This is a genomic window from Bacillus sp. EKM202B (genome assembly GCF_011066025.1).
Classification (GTDB): Bacteria; Bacillota; Bacilli; order Bacillales; family Bacillaceae_G; genus Bacillus_A; species Bacillus_A toyonensis.
The window spans coordinates 191,021-206,970 of sequence record NZ_JAAMNK010000007.1; the positions used below are offsets into that span (position 1 = coordinate 191,021).

At 35.4% G+C, this 15,950-nt stretch carries 14 protein-coding genes and 1 pseudogene; 2 read left to right on the plus strand and 13 right to left on the minus strand.

All coding sequences use genetic code 11. The features are described 5' to 3' along the window. Nucleotides 1–115 precede the first annotated feature (115 nt). From G9F74_RS11875 to G9F74_RS11890, 4 genes are all read right to left on the minus strand, one after another. The gene (locus G9F74_RS11875) at nucleotides 116–1,492 is read right to left on the minus strand and encodes a sensor histidine kinase (RefSeq protein WP_016108782.1); all 1,377 of its coding nucleotides are present in this window, start codon (nucleotides 1,490–1,492) and stop codon (nucleotides 116–118) included. A 1-nt stretch (nucleotide 1,493) separates the two neighbouring features. Further along, nucleotides 1,494–2,171 (minus strand): response regulator transcription factor, encoded by a 678-nt coding sequence (locus tag G9F74_RS11880; RefSeq protein ID WP_000781963.1) that lies wholly within the window; start codon nucleotides 2,169–2,171, stop codon nucleotides 1,494–1,496. Between the two features lie 181 nt (nucleotides 2,172–2,352). Further along, nucleotides 2,353–3,192, minus strand: a complete 840-nt coding sequence (locus G9F74_RS11885) for a YitT family protein (RefSeq protein WP_000747488.1) — start codon at nucleotides 3,190–3,192, stop codon at nucleotides 2,353–2,355. A 344-nt stretch (nucleotides 3,193–3,536) separates the two neighbouring features. Next, entirely contained in the window at nucleotides 3,537–4,178 is a 642-nt protein-coding gene (locus G9F74_RS11890) for a F0F1 ATP synthase subunit alpha (protein WP_016108783.1), read from the minus strand. Nucleotides 4,179–4,467: 289 nt separating this feature from the next. On the opposite strand from G9F74_RS11890, the gene G9F74_RS11895 reads away from it, so the two are divergent. Next, complete coding sequence (locus G9F74_RS11895; RefSeq protein ID WP_016108784.1) at nucleotides 4,468–5,499, plus strand: S66 family peptidase; 1,032 nt, start codon at nucleotides 4,468–4,470, stop codon at nucleotides 5,497–5,499. A gap of 194 nt (nucleotides 5,500–5,693) precedes the next feature. Continuing rightward, complete coding sequence (locus G9F74_RS11900; protein WP_000454077.1) at nucleotides 5,694–6,089, plus strand: DUF3224 domain-containing protein; 396 nt, start codon at nucleotides 5,694–5,696, stop codon at nucleotides 6,087–6,089. A gap of 200 nt (nucleotides 6,090–6,289) precedes the next feature. On the opposite strand, the gene G9F74_RS11905 is transcribed toward G9F74_RS11900, so the two are convergent. The 9 genes and pseudogenes from G9F74_RS11905 to G9F74_RS11945 form a co-directional block, all read right to left on the minus strand. Beyond that, nucleotides 6,290–6,667, minus strand: coding sequence for a hotdog family protein (locus G9F74_RS11905; protein WP_016108785.1), 378 nt, complete (start codon nucleotides 6,665–6,667; stop codon nucleotides 6,290–6,292). An 86-nt stretch (nucleotides 6,668–6,753) separates the two neighbouring features. After that, entirely contained in the window at nucleotides 6,754–8,001 is a 1,248-nt protein-coding gene (locus G9F74_RS11910) for a DUF1015 domain-containing protein (protein WP_016108786.1), read from the minus strand. Nucleotides 8,002–8,014: 13 nt separating this feature from the next. Next, complete coding sequence (locus G9F74_RS11915) at nucleotides 8,015–9,187, minus strand: 3-phosphoglycerate dehydrogenase family protein (RefSeq protein ID WP_000490244.1); 1,173 nt, start codon at nucleotides 9,185–9,187, stop codon at nucleotides 8,015–8,017. A 12-nt stretch (nucleotides 9,188–9,199) separates the two neighbouring features. Continuing rightward, on the minus strand, nucleotides 9,200–10,282 hold the full coding sequence (gene serC, locus G9F74_RS11920) for a 3-phosphoserine/phosphohydroxythreonine transaminase (protein WP_016108787.1): 1,083 nt from the start codon (nucleotides 10,280–10,282) through the stop codon (nucleotides 9,200–9,202). Nucleotides 10,283–10,489: 207 nt separating this feature from the next. Next, nucleotides 10,490–10,681 (minus strand): DUF378 domain-containing protein, encoded by a 192-nt coding sequence (locus tag G9F74_RS11925; RefSeq protein WP_000670800.1) that lies wholly within the window; start codon nucleotides 10,679–10,681, stop codon nucleotides 10,490–10,492. Nucleotides 10,682–10,770: 89 nt separating this feature from the next. After that, nucleotides 10,771–11,838: a glycoside hydrolase family 113 gene (locus G9F74_RS11930; protein WP_016108788.1), complete on the minus strand. Its 1,068-nt coding sequence runs from the start codon at nucleotides 11,836–11,838 to the stop codon at nucleotides 10,771–10,773. 180 nt (nucleotides 11,839–12,018) lie between these two features. Beyond that, nucleotides 12,019–12,772 (minus strand): annotated as a pseudogene (locus G9F74_RS11935) (hypothetical protein). Nucleotides 12,773–12,853: 81 nt separating this feature from the next. Further along, complete coding sequence (locus G9F74_RS11940; RefSeq protein WP_000025021.1) at nucleotides 12,854–13,219, minus strand: hypothetical protein; 366 nt, start codon at nucleotides 13,217–13,219, stop codon at nucleotides 12,854–12,856. Nucleotides 13,220–13,505: 286 nt separating this feature from the next. Continuing rightward, the gene (locus tag G9F74_RS11945; RefSeq protein ID WP_016108791.1) at nucleotides 13,506–15,896 is read right to left on the minus strand and encodes a penicillin acylase family protein; all 2,391 of its coding nucleotides are present in this window, start codon (nucleotides 15,894–15,896) and stop codon (nucleotides 13,506–13,508) included. Nucleotides 15,897–15,950 lie beyond the last annotated feature (54 nt).

The window sequence follows — 15,950 nt, forward strand, 5'->3', positions numbered from 1 at the left end:
TAATCTTATTCCACAAACAAGTCCAATTATAGAATAGGATTACTCGTATTTTTTCACTTTACATGTAGAATAACGGACAAAAAAAGAAGAGGCGTTCGCAAACAGCCTCTTCCATCTATTTCGGAAGTTCAACCCGAACAGTCGTCCCTTCCCCTTTCGTACTATACACCGAAACTGCCCCTTTATGCAGTTCAACAATTTTCTGCACGATTGATAATCCTAAGCCACTACCTTCTACGTTTCTTGCCCTTGCCGTATCTACTTTATAAAAACGATCAAAAATACGGTCCATTTCTTCTTTTTCCATACCGATTCCGTTATCGGATATAGAGATAATGACACTAGATTCTAACTCTTCGACAAAAAATTCAATCGTCCCACCATCATTTGAAAACTTAATGCTATTCGTAAAAATGTTACTCCAAACTTGATGTAGTAAGTTTTCATCACCTTTTATAGTAATGTCCGGCACATCAAATTCAACAGCGATATCTTTCTCACGCCATTTCCATTCGAGCATAAAAATGACGTCTTTAATTTGCTTTTGTAGATTGAATTCTTTTATTTGTAATACTTTTTCTTCTTTATCTAAAGAAGCTAGCGTAAGTAACTGTTTACATAAACTAGACATTCGCTTACTTTCGCCCTCGATAATTTGTAAGTAATGGTTTCTTTCTTCTTCACTCATCTTTTCTGTTTGCAATGTTTTCGAAAATCCTTGTATGGAAGAAAGCGGCGATTGAAATTCATGCGAAACGTTCGAAACGAATTCTTGTCTCATTTCATCTAATTCTTTTATACTTTTCGTCATCTTTTGGAAGCTTGTAGATAACGTTCCTATTTCATCTTTTCGTTTTACGTCTAATTCAATTTCATATTCACCACTTGCAATTTTTTGCGTAGCTTTCGTAAATTTACGAATTGGGCGAACGATATATCCTGCTGCAATCGCAATAAAAATAATACTTAATAGAACGATAAACCCAAGCAATACCGCTAAGAAAATTCGCATCTCACCAAATTGGTTCTGAATGTCAGGACGAATAAATAAAGCATATTGTTTATCACCGTGTTGCACTGGTACACCGACACTATTAATTAATTCATTATCGAAAAAACCTGTAATAAAGAGGCGTGTTGGATATGTGGAAACGCCGTTAAACGTTTCCCCTTGCAATACTTTATGAACGGTATCATCACTAATTGACGTTTTACGGAACGCATTACCGATACGCTTTCCATTCTTTTGATCATCAACAATATAAATTTCATATCCTAATTTCGCAATAGAATGCAAGTACGCCTCTTGATTTCCTTCACTTTGCTTTTCATATAATGACTTAACTTCTTTTGCATACGTTAAAATCTTTTCACTATTATACGGTTTTAACTTCACTTGATAATATACGTTCGTTAATAAAAAACCGATAATACTACTAAGAAGCATAATACCGACTGTCATAAAAACAAATCTAGAATATAGTGATTTCATCTTATCTCAGCTCCAACTTATAGCCGAGTCCGCGCACTGTCGTAATTTGAAAATCATCTGTTCTTTTTGAGAAACGATCTCGTAGTCTCTTCACATGAACGTCAACCGTTCGTTCGTCCCCTTCGAAATCCATTCCCCATACTAATTCAATTAACTCTTCTCTTGAAAATGTTCTTCCAGGATAACTAGCTAATTGCGATAATAATTCAAATTCCTTCAGCGGAAGCAAAATCGTTTGACCGTTACACTTTACTTCAACACCTTTACGATCAATTGTCGTCCCGTGAAGTGTAATAATGTCTGCACTCAACATTTGATAACGGCGCAACAAAGCTTTCATTCGAAAAATGACTTCAGCTGGCTCAAACGGTTTTACAATATAATCGTCCGTACCAGAAATGAATCCTTTTTCTTTATCAACTAACTGATCTTTCGCAGTTAATAAAATAACCGGTATATCATGATACTTCCGGATTTCTTCACATAACGTATAGCCATCAACAAACGGCATCATAATGTCTACTATCGCAAGATGAATATTTTCCTTCTCTAAAACGTCTTGCGCTACCTTTCCATCTTCCGCTTCAAAAACTTTAAACCCCTCTTTTTGTAAATGGTAATGCAATAATTCTCTAATATGCTTATCATCATCAGCTAATAAAATATGTATCATCTTCATTAAACCCTCTCTCGTTCATCCTTCTACATCCTTACATTAAGAAACAATTGGATTTTTTGCAAGAAAAAGAAAAACAAACCAACATTTTAAGATAAATAAAAAAGAATCTATTTTGAAAAAAGATTATTCAAAATAAATTCTTACGTTTTAGTATTAAGATTATTTTAATGAAAAGTAATTTCTATGCTTTAGAAATATCAACAAATCCTTCTCCGAACACATCACGAACATCGTGTATAGCGATGAACGCAGCCGGATCTGTAGTTTGAACAATCCGTTTTAGCTTCACTACTTCTTGCTTATTAATAACAACATAAAGAATTTCCTTCGGAGTTTTCGTGTAATAGCCATGACCTGAGTACACAGTAACCCCTCTGCCCATTAAGGTAGTTACCTTCCCGGCAATTTCATTCGGGTTATCAGAAATAATCGTAATGGCTTTCTTCGGATTTAAACCTTCAATTACAAACTCCATCACTTTCGTTGCTACATATAGCATAATAATTGTTATCATCAGTTTTTCTGCACCAATGATGAAATAAGATGAAAACGCAACAATTAAATCGAAGAACAGTAAACCATAGCTAATGCTCCATCCTAAATATTTATGCGTCATCCTTGCTAAGATAGTAGTACCTGCAGTTGTTCCGCCAACGCGAATAATAAGGCCAATCCCGCACCCAATAAATATTCCTCCGAAAATGGCATTTACGAGCATTTCATCAGAAGCAATCGTCCAACCTTCTGTTAAATGAAGAAATAGCGAGTTCGTAACTACAGCGATAATCGTATAAATTGTTGTGATCTTGTTTAAAAATTTATAACCAGCTATTAACAAAATCGCATTTAAAATTAAGTTGACTAAACCTGGTGACCACTCAAATAAATAGTACGTAATAATCGTGATACCTGTTACCCCGCCCTCACCAAACTCGTTCGGGATAACAAACAAATTGACACCTAACGCAAAAAGAAATGCACCAATAATAATAAAAATAATGTCTGTCGTTCTTTTTTTCATACAGTACCTCACTTCTTATGTAAATATTTATTCTGCCATAAACTCTCACCATTATATCGTGGAATATTCAAATCGAACAGTGGTCTTTCTTTATTTTAATATAAGATAATAAACAACCTTTATTCTTTGTCCACATGTAAACTTTCTTCGTGAAATGTATCATACATATATATGATTTATTTCCTTTTATCCTAATGGTAGTGTAAATAAAAAATACCCATCTAATTGTTATACACATGATAATTAGATGGGTACTTTTTATTTTATTCTTACTCTACATATATATTCGGTTTATACATTTGTTGTTTAGAGAAAATTGCAAATAACGACTTATACTCGCCTTATTAAGACCAGATCCATACATCATCATTATTTTGCGTATTGTTCTTTGCTTCATGAACTTTTTCGATATGATCAACTGTGTTCCAGTTAATAGAACTTCCGCCCCATCCTACAAACTTCATATCAATTTTTACTTTCTCACCAGTATGAAATACTTGTCCCTTTGTTAAGAAAACGTCAATACTATCTTTCTTCCCATTTAGTGATGGATACTCAACTACGACATACTTAGTAGAACCGTCTCCCTCATCTTCCATCGTTCCTATTTTTGATACTTCGCCAATTACATAATCAGGTGAGCCATCTTCTTTCATGTGCATACCTAACTTGTTTGTTGTATTTTCAACTGCAGTTGCAACCATATATTCTGTAAAATTACGCATCATAGATCCAGTCGCTTTTACTTCGTCTCCTACTTTCACATTTGAAAGTGAATCCATATACACACTAACAGGCTCCTCATATTGCTTAGATTTCACAACAATCACACCATTATCCACTTCTACTACTCGTCCTTCTAACGTCGAGAAATTCGATTCAATAGAAGCCGCACTCGCTTTCGTTACTTCTAATCCTGGTACATTCGTTCCTGATAATGCTGCGATCCCTAAAGCACCTGCTAAAATTATTTTTTTCATACCCATATGTAACCTCTCCATTCATGATGATTTTATTTGTTTGATTGGCTAAGACCAACCTGTAATCATTATAGTTACAGGTTGTAAAAATAACAACCACTTTTCTCATGCAATGTTGCATACTGTAATTTTTAAATATAAATCGATTATTCCTATATTCAACACTACTGCTAAATTCTTGAATATCAGCAGGTAAACGGATTGATGATGAAGAAACTACTGTCATGCATCATATTTTTCAATGCTACGGTTTGTATAATCGTAGTTCATTACATTATGTAGGGGCGGAATTCATATGTTAATAAAACCAAAAAGATTACAGCCAGGAGATATCGTAGCAACAGTAAGTGCTTCATGGGGAGGAGCGGGTGATTCTAAGCTAAGATGGCGTTATGAGCAAGGAGTAAAGAGATTAGAAGAAGTATTCGGGCTTACAGTTATCCCAATGCCAAATAGTTTAAAAGGTAGCGAATACCTTTATAACAATCCAGGGGCTCGTGCGGAAGATTTAATGACAGCATTTAAAGATACGCGTGTTAAAGCAATTATTACGAATATTGGTGGCGAAGATAGTATCCGCTTACTACCTTATATTGATTTTAATGTGATACGTGAAAATCCGAAAATCTTTATGGGGTACTCTGACGATACCGTTTCACATTTATTTTGTCATAAAGCAGGAATTTCCTCTTTTTACGGTCCAGCAATCTTAACCGATTTTGCTGAAAATATAGAGATGGATTCATATACGATTGAAACAGTGAATCGAACTCTCTTTTCAAATGAGATTATTGGTGAAATTCAACCAGCTAACGAATGGACGAGTGAGCGTTTAGAATGGATAGAAATAAATAAGGATACAAGACGTACGATGCAGCAAAACAACGGATATGAGGTCCTTCAAGGATCTAGGACTGTACGAGGGCGTTTAATTGGTGGTTGTATTGAAGTATTGGAATTCGTAAAAGGAACGGAACTTTGGCCTGAGAAAAAGCATTGGGAGAATAGTATTCTATTCTTTGAAACATCTGAAGAACATCCAGAACCAAATTATATAAAGTATTGGTTGCGAAATTATGCAGCGCAAGGCATTCTGCAAAAAGCAAAGGGAATCATCTTCGGTAAACCGAAAGACGAAACATATTATGAAGAATATAAACAGGCAATACTTAAGATTATGAAGGAAAATAATTTAGAAGATTTGCCGATTCTTTATAATTTAAATTTTGGCCATACTGAACCGAAGTTTATTTTACCTTACGGTGCCATGGCAGAAATTGATTGTGAAAATGGATCTTTCTCTATTTTGGAAAGTGGAGTGGAGTGAAACTTTCAATAAGTAAAGCCATAAGTTTTATAATTATGTTTTCCTGATCCTAGCGTATTTTTATTTTATTAGCTTGATAGCGATATGGCAGGACTCAAATCAATAAAAACACTCCTATGAGATATGACTGTGAATTGTTACTTTTTAAATGATATGGAGATTACTTATCTAATGATAAAGGGGGATTTACGTGTATGGAAGTAACATTTACAGTAAGGAAATGGGATGAAAAACCAATTGATGATACTAGAAAAGATTTCCCTATTAATATTGCCCATGTTGAATATGATATTGATGGGGAATTAAAAGGAAAAGCTTTTGTTGAATACTTATTATATTATTTAGACTCAAATATAAATGATGGTCACTTGGCTACTGCTAAAATTTCTGGATTTTTACACTTTGAAGGAATTTATAAGGGGCAACAAGGAACATTTACAGCTATAGAGCAAGGAATATTTGATAAAGGAAATTTAAATTCCCCAGGAACAATTATTAAAGCTACCGGTAACTTAGAAAGTCTGAGAGGGTCCTATAACTATCAGTTTACAGGTCAAACCAGTAAACTAATTTTAGAATTTGAAATTTAGCAAAATACCCTATAATTTAGTGGAAAGGACATTTCTTGTAATACTAAGAATGTCCTTTTTATTGACGAGCTTATTCAACTATTTTCTAATCGTTAAGAAAAGAACAGAGTATAATACATAAAATTTTCGTTATGGGTGGGAATTAAAACTCTAAGCCTGAGAGGCATGGGCCCCCACTTATTCATTACTTCTCCTACCAATTAAAGAATAATCCCTGAAAAACTCCCCTTCAATACTTCTTTTTCAAGTTGATTCATACATGTAAACATCGCAATAATCTTCGTACGATTTTTTTCATCGGGTTCAAATTTTTCAATTGTTACGTCACATCGAATCGTATCCCCACTAAAAACGGGACGTAAAAATTCAAAATCCATCTTGCGAGCTAGTACGTTATAATCACCGCCAACTTTCGTAGGCAGTGTTGATGTTAAAAGTCCTTGTACAACAAATCGCCCTTGTTCATCAGGTGTAACATGATGAACACCTTCATCTTTAGACATTTCCGTAAATAACGCAACATCTTCTCTTGTAAACGTTCGCTCAAAGGTGATTTTTTCGCCTACTTGCAATTTCATTGATACCCCTCCTCGAAAACACTTTTAAAATAAGAAAAACCGAAACTAAAAATCATTTCGGTTTTTCAATCTAAAGAAGTCTATATTTACTTTAAAGAATGTACAAACAACCCACTGCGCAGTTTCGGTTCAAACCACGTTGATTTTGGCGGCATGACTTCCCCAGCGTCTGCGATTGCTAATAAATCTTCCATTGACGTTGGATATAATGAGAACGCTGCTTTATATGCACCGCTGTTCACAAGGCGCTCTAGTTCTTCTAACCCGCGTATTCCGCCTACAAAATCGACGCGTGAATCAGATCGCGGATCATGTATTTCAAGTACTTGGCTTAATAGATGGTCTTGCAGAATAGACACATCTAAACCTTTCACAAGATCGTTCGCATCAAACGTTTCCTCTTTCACAGTGAGCTTATACCACTTCTCGTTTATATACATACCAAATGTTTTCGGCTCATTCGGTTTATACGGAGAAACATTTGCTTCTTCTACATAAAAATACTGCGTAATTTGCTTTAAAAACTGTTCCTCTGATAAGCCGTTTAAATCTTTCACAACTCGGTTATAGTCCCAAATTGATAATTCATCGTGAGGGAATAGAACGGATAAGAAGAAATTAAATTCCTCTTCTCCTGTATAATTCGGATTTTGTTCTCTTCGCATAAGTCCTACTTTTGCTGCTGATGCAGAGCGATGATGTCCATCTGCAATGTACAAGTTCGGAATATCTTCAAATGCGTTTACTAAAGTGACAATTACACTTTCATCTGCAACCTTCCAAGCAACATGCTCAACACCATCTTCTGCTGTAAATGTATAAATTGGCGCATGTTCTTCTTTCCAGCTGCTAATGAAACGTTTCACTTCATCTTTTGTACGGTACGTTAAAAAGATAGGGCCCGTATTTGCATCACACACATCAACGTGACGGATGCGATCTAATTCTTTTTCATGACGCGTTCTTTCGTGTTTTTTAATTGTATCATCATCATACTCATCAATAGATGTACAAACGACAAGTCCTGACTGCGTTCTTCCTTGCATCGTCAGCTCATAAATGTATAATGCTGGCTCCTCATCTTGAATGAACACTTCTTCTCGTATAAATTGCTTTAAATTTTCACCCGCTTTTTCATATACGCGATCATCGTACGGTGAAAGTGCCGGATCTAAATCGATTTCTGCTTTATCAACGTGTAAGAAAGAATACGGATTGCCTTTTACAACTTCTCTTGCCTCTTCACTATTTAATACGTCATACGGTAAAGCCGCAACTTGTGCTGCTTTTTCTTCTACTGGACGAATGGCCCGAAACGGTCGGATTTTTGCCAACTTCCTCTCTCCTTTACACAATCATTCGAACGGCTACAACACCTGAAATTTTGCTTATATTTTCCACAACATTCTCTTTAATTATATCATCAATTCCGTTATCAATATCAATCATTGTATACGCCCAAGAATGTTTACTACGATTAATCATATCCGCAATATTTATATGATGTTCTGCTAAACATCCTGTAATTTGTCCTACCATGTTCGGAACGTTTTGATGCATAATTGTAATACGTTTCTTTCCGATATACGGAAGTTCTACGTTAGGATAGTTGACTGAATTACGAATATTTCCTGTCTCTAAATATTCACGTAATTGACGTGCAGCCATTACTGCACAATTTTCTTCCGATTCAGATGTAGATGCACCAAGATGGGGCGTCGCTGTTACATTTTTCATCTTAATCACATTTTCATTCGGGAAATCCGTTACGTAATGTGTAATAACATCTTCTTCTAATGCTTTTTGAAGAACATTTTCATCTACAAGTTCCCCTCTTGAGAAATTGAATAGACGCATTCCTTTTTTCATCGTCTCTATAGCATGTTCACCAATAAGCCCCTTCGTTTGATTCGTAAGAGGAATATGAAGTGTAATATAATCACACGTTGCAAAAATTTCATCTAGGCTAAACGCTCTTTGCACATGTGTAGAAAGGCGCCAAGCTGTTTCAACTGAAATGTAAGGATCATATCCGACAACGTCCATTCCTAAAGCTAGCGCATCATTCGCGACTAAAGCACCAATTGCACCAAGGCCAATAACCCCTAGACGTTTCCCCGCAATTTCTGATCCAACAAATTGTTTTTTCCCTGATTCAACAAGCTGAGGTACTTCTTCACCCTCTAGATTTTTCGTCCAGCTTACCCCATTAATAATGTTACGTGAAGACATAATAAGACTTGCGATAATAAGTTCCTTTACGGCATTCGCATTAGCCCCTGGCGTGTTAAATACTACAATTCCCTTTTCCGTACATCGATCGACAGGAATATTATTTACACCCGCACCAGCTCTTGCAATCGCCTTTAAATCTTTTGAAAACTCTTCTTGATGTAAAGAATAGCTGCGAAGTAAAATGCCGTCTGGATGATCCATTCTATCCCCTACTTCATAGCGCTCCCCGCCAAGAACTTGCAAACCTTTTTCTGCAATTTGATTTAACGTTTGAACACGAAACATATCCCCATCTCCCTATCTATTTTCAAGCTCAAATTCTTTCATATAATCTACTAATTGCTGCACACCTTCCACTGGCATCGCATTGTAAATACTAGCACGCATGCCACCTACTGAACGATGTCCTTTTAACGTAACGAACCCGCGTTCCTTCGCTTTTTGTAAAAACTGATTATTTAATTCTTCTGACGGTGTTGTAAACGGAATGTTCATAAGTGATCGATACGTAGGATCAACTGGTGAAGTAAACAATTTAGATTCATCTAAGAAATGATAAAGAAGTGACGATTTCATTCTATTTTGTTCTTCAATCGCAGATACCCCGCCTTGTTCTTTTAACCACTCTAGTACAAGCTTCGTTACGTAAATACTAAAGGATGGCGGTGTATTATATAAGGAGTTATTTTTACTATAAGTTTCATAGTTTAGCATTGTAGGACAAGAGCAATCTGCCCCGCCAATTAAATCTTTTTTTATAATAGCAATCGTTAAGCCCGCTGGCCCTAAATTCTTTTGTGCTCCCGCATATATGAGGCCAAACTTCGTAACATCATATCGTTCTGATAAAATATTTGAGGACATATCCGCAACTAGCGGCACTTCTTCGAGATGTGGAATATCCACATATTTTGTCCCCTCAATTGTATTATTCGTTGTTATATGTACATAATCTAGTTTTTCATTACCGAGTAAACCATCCAATTTAGGAATCGTAGTAAACTTCTCTTGTTCAGAAGAAGCAATCACTTGTACTTCCCCTACTTTTTCTGCTTCTTGCAGTGCTTTTTTAGACCATGAGCCAGTCAGTACATAACCTGCTTTTTTGTACGTATTCATTATATTTAACGGTATCATAGAAAATTGTAATGATGCACCGCCCTGTAAAAATAAAACTTCATACTCATCAGGAATGTTCATTAATTCACGAAGCAGGCTACTCGCTTCATCAATAATACTTTGAAAATAAGAAGATCGATGACTCATTTCCATAATAGACATGCCTGTCCCGTTATAATTTAAAAGCTCCTTTTGCACCTTCTCTAAAACTGGCAAAGGGAGTATTGATGGTCCTGCAGAAAAATTATACACTCTCTCCATCACCCGGATGACCTCCCTATTTCTCATTTTGTTATTTTTTAAACTTTCTGAATTATACCCCACAATACAATATACGGTCAATTTCTTTTCTATTATTATGTCTCAAGACGCGATGGAATCGCTTGCACGTGCATACTATATGTAAACATATAAAAAAGTGTTAAGTACATAATCGTACTTAACACTTTAATAATAGAAGAATAATAGCTAATTGTCCGTAAAGAACCGATCAAAAATTTGATAAATAGCAGAAAGACCAAAGAGCCAATAAATAGTGTCCACAAGCGCCGGCATAGAACCAAACCATTTCTCAACTACATTGTAATCTAACGCTACAAACAACCAATTCAAACCGCCAAGAATCACCAAAATTACTGTAAGGTAAGACAAAAATTTCATTATGATTGCCCCCTAGGTGATAAGATGGTGAAAGGCCTTTCACTAGAAATATATGTAGGAAACTTCAAAACTTACCTATTTTATAAAATTTATTTTCGATACCATCCGTTAATAACTGCCTCTGCTTCTTTACTATGTATTTGATACGCATGTGTACTATCATTAGAGCCAATAAACCAAATTGAAAAACCTTTAAAATATGGTTTCGGTTCTAATACATCTCGGTAAGCGCGCCAGCCATTTAATTGTACATCCTTTGAAAATACATTTGAAACATCTGGATTCCATGGATTTTGTAGTCCTAGTTCACGCGCTGGTACGTTAAATCCACCAAAATAAACTGGCTTTCCTGTTGCATTATGTAATTGTTCCAGTTGTTGAACAACATTTTGTCCACGATTATATACTGTTGTCGCGAATAAACTTTGCTTCACTTCTTCGTATGATGGATTCCTTTTTCCTGAAACTTCAAACCAACTATCGATACTAACAATATCCACCTTTTTTAAATACGGACGATTTATTTTCTCTTTAAACTTCGCTTCATACGAAGGGTCCCAGCTTGCTGTTAACCACCAGTTCATTTGATACAAAACATTTCCTTTATACTGCTGACGGACAAAATTAATCGTATCGTTCCAATATCCTTCTGCATATTCCATATTAACGAAATTAGAAGCAATCTTGAGCCCGTACACATTGTATTTACTTGTAATCGAATGAAAGATGTCTTGTAGAATAACCGTTTTCCAATTCCAGAAGAAATCATTAATATTACTTGGATTCCATTCTGTTTCTCCAACATTCCCCTGCTGAATATATGGGAACGGTTCCACTATAACTTGAATATTACGCTTTAATAATTCTTGAATTAAAATGATAGCCTGTTTCTTTTGCGCCTGATTAATTACCATGTTAGCAGAAGTCACATTCGGAATATCTACTTGAATCGGTACATTTACTGTATTTAAATTTAAGCGCTCTACATCAGCTAACACTTTCGCTACATTTCCAACTTCCCATACCGTTACGTTTCCTGATTTTATTTTTCCAGGTTGAACAGTATTTACATCTGCCTGTACGTTTCCTTGAAAACAAAAAGAAAACAACATAATAAACACTCCTAAAAAACTTATTAAACTCTTATTTTTCTTCACAACTTTCCCCCTATAATTTTTGACTTTCTTGATTATTTTATACAATGTTTCACATATATTCCAGAAAAAATTACATGAAGTTTTCATTAATAAAAGCATTATTCATATAATTCTCCTAAAAATAGTAAGATAAATAAAAAGAGCGGATTTCCGCTCTTTTTTATCCTTTTACAATTGAAATTATTGAATCCCTTCTGGTAACTTAATTGAATCAAATTTTTCATATGAATCAATCTTTATACTCACAACTGCATCCAACTTTTCCTTATCTGTACTAGCTTTTTTATCTGCGTTACTTTCACTCACTTTTATAGTTGTTCGCATCTCTTCAAATTTATAATCTTTTGTTATTATATATTCAATGTTAAACGCATCCATACTAAATCCTTCCGTTAATTTTTTGTAACGTATCTACTGCTTCTTTTCCTTTTAATTCAAGTGTAAGTTTATATGTGTCCCCATCCTTCTTTGCTTTCATTTTCTTAGCCAAAGCTTCCGGTAAATCTAACTCATTCAGTAAATTTTTACTGACCATTACATCATTTACATTAAATTGATCATTAGGTATCGTAACTAACTCTCCTGTATCAGGGTTTTTCACTTGAGCAGCGACCTTTCCATCTACTTCATACGTTACAATATCTGTACCACTTATTTTCATTTCAGCTCTAGAATTCTTCAGTTTCGGCTCCATCTGTATTTTCATTTTAATCTCTTCTGATTGGCTGCTCCCCTTCATTGACATAAGAGATGTCAATGTAAGATATTCCTCTTGTTTTAATCCGTCAGCTGCTTTTTTAAAAATATCCTTCGCTACTAACTCTTTTTCTTTTTTTACAGATACTGTTTTAGGTCCACTTGTTTTTTCACTGCTACAACCAGTTGTTAAACCTACTATTAGAGCCAAACTAGATATTACAACCATTTTCTTCATACTGATTCTCCCCATTTCCCGCTTAAAAATATTTTCATTTCATGTATAGTAAATCAACTGAAATAAATATATATACAATAATTATTTAACCTCTAAACTAAACCAGTTATTCAATCCGTATACTAACGTAACTAATGCTCCTATTACACCAAAAACAACAATATTTATACCAATTGATGAACCGAATAAAACAGCCATCATTGACACCATCAGTAATAGCATGGCGATACTATTTATCTTAATTTCTACTATGTCGCCATCCTTTACTTTCTTTTCTTTACTTCCAAAAAAGAATTGTTTTACTTTAATATTCGCTTCACCTAATTCAAAAGGAAGCGTATATTCTTCGTTATTCTCAAGTTTCATTACTACTTCGTTATCTACCTTTACTGCAACTCTTGCTGCTCCGCCCATTATCCCTGTTGCTCTTATTACTTTAATGCTCATATTAAATCCCCCTATTAGATTTCACTGCAACTATTAAGAAATTCCCCTTGTTGCACACTACTTCATCCTCCGTTTAATAAACACAATATTCCAAAAGGTATTATAACAAGTCCCTGTACAATATTTTGTCAAAATTTGTCGCGTTTCTACAAAAAGGATATTTTATCCATTATCGTAGAAAAAAGACTCTTACAATAGTAAGAGTCTTTTTTCTAAAGTAACACTTTCATTAGCGGAAGGGTTATTACTTCATTAAGCAGTCTCATCCGCAAACAAAAACATACTATCACTTCGGCTGTAAAGTTAATACTTTCCCTTCAATTCCATCTGTATTTAAAGTAGCCATATGATACGTGCCATTTACCCAATCATCTATTTGATCATGATACCAATCGCTTCTAAAATGTCCTGACTGTCCTGGCCCTACGATATGATAACCGTTTGACATATCTTTCGTATCTATGACAAATCGCCAAGAAGCACCATGATTTACAATACCGTTATCGCCGTAACTCGCTGCTTGAACGGTAACTTGGCTTCCGCCAATTGGAACTGGCTTCTCACGATTAAAAGCAAATAACGCTAACATACTAGATGATTTCGAAATTGGATGTGTAAAAGCAAGTTGATGGTAATCGCCCCACTTCCACTCTGCAACATCGGTTCCATACTCCTTCTGCAATTTCTTCATTACATTCTCGTACGATGTATGCACAACTTTTGTGAAGCCTCCATACTTAGAAAACCATACACTATTTTCCCCGGCTACTTGTTTCCGAATCAATTCATCAACAACTTGTGACTTTCCTTCAAATAACTCCATCACATCTTTCGGTATTTCTTTTGAAAATAACGTATTCGAAATCTCTTTCATTAACAAATGAAAAATTAATGGTGCCGCTTCATCTTTACTATCGTAAAAATTCCACTTTGTTAATTGTTTTACGCCTTCTTTCTCTACTTCATTTAAAGTTGTTTTATGTAACTCTTTTAAAAATATTGGAGTAAACTCTTTCCCGTATAAATTCTTTTGATCCATCTGTAATTCTTCTAAATCTTTCACCGTATACTTGTCCTTCTCTTGCAAAAACTCTTGAATACGCATTTGTCTATATGGCTGCGCCCACGTATTGCTAATATGGTATGGATAATTATCATCCACAATTTTATTATTCGCAGTTGAAATAAACCCTTGTTTTGGATTTATTACTTTTGGCAGTTGATCATATGGGACATACCCTTCCCATTCATATTCATCAGTCCACCCTGGCACTGGCAAACTCCCATCACCTTTTTTACGCACTGGTATATTTCCATTCGCTTTATAAGCAATCGTGCCATCGTTTGATGCAAATACAAAGTTTTGAGTTGGTGTATGAAAATCTTGAAGTGCCGTTTCAAACTCATTCCAATCTTTCGCTTTATTCATATTTAATACAGCCTTTAATTCAGCAGAAGGCTCCAAAGCAGTCCATTTCAAAGCGAATACTGTTTTCGTTTTCTCTTTTCCTTTATCCGCAAACTCTGAAATGACTGGACCATGCCTCGTAACCGTCACATTATACGGAATTGTTTTCCCGCCTTTTACTTTAATAGATTCGTCAACAACAGTAGCTTTTTCCCATTTATCGTTATACAAAAATTCATTTTCATTATTAGGGTTTCTCTTTTCAATATATAAATCTTGCACATCAGGACCGGTATTCGTAACGCCCCATGCTATTTTGTCATTGTGTCCTAATATAACACCTGGCACTCCAGCGAATATAACGCCACTCACATTTAAATCTTTCATTTCAAGTCTCGTTTGATACCATATAGAAGGTGTCGCAAGAGATAAATGAGGGTCATCCGCTAAAATTGGCTTACCTGACGCACTCTTCTCACCGCTCACAACCCAGTTATTACTACCGTTAAACTCCGGCGGAATGATCGTTTTTGAAAAACTTTGTGCTACGTCCACATTTGTATTTTTCAGTTCAGCGAGCAATCTAGGGGCATCTTTCGGATATGTAGGAAATAGCTCATTTGCTTGCTCTTTCGGAAGATTTTTCAGCGCCCAATAACGAAACGCTTGCCCGTGCCAATGTCCTCCTAAATCAAACGCCATATACTTCCCAATCGTTAAAGTATCAACAATTGACCATTCAGCAGGTTCATAACCTAATATAGTAAACTCAACTGGCAATCTCTTTTCCGCTTTCGCTTCACGTATAAAAGCGTTCACCCCATCAGCAAATGACTGCAAAGCAAATTTTGCTTCCCCATCATATTGACTAACAGACGCTTCTGCTGCTCGCCGTAAACCGAGCGTTCGAAACAATTTATCTCTATCAACGGCTGCTTCTCCAACAACTTCACTTAACATACCAGAAGCTTGCCTTCTACTTAAATCCATTTGAAATAAGCGATCTTGTGCTTGCACATACCCTTGCGAAAAATATAAATCATGTGCATTTTCCGCTTTAATATGCGGTACCCCGTTACTATCTCGTTTCACCGTAACAGCATGTTGTAAATCCTCTAGCTTTATCGTTCCATCTATCTTTGGCATAGATCTCAGCGTATATACGTTCAAAAAAATCACACTGCAAATAATCAATAAAAGAACGATACTACTAGACCAAATAAAAATTCTCTTACCTCTAGTTCGTTTCTTCTTTATAACAACTTCCATATAACCCCTCCTTTCTCAAACTATTCGCTTCTATTTTGAAAGAACCTTTTAAAA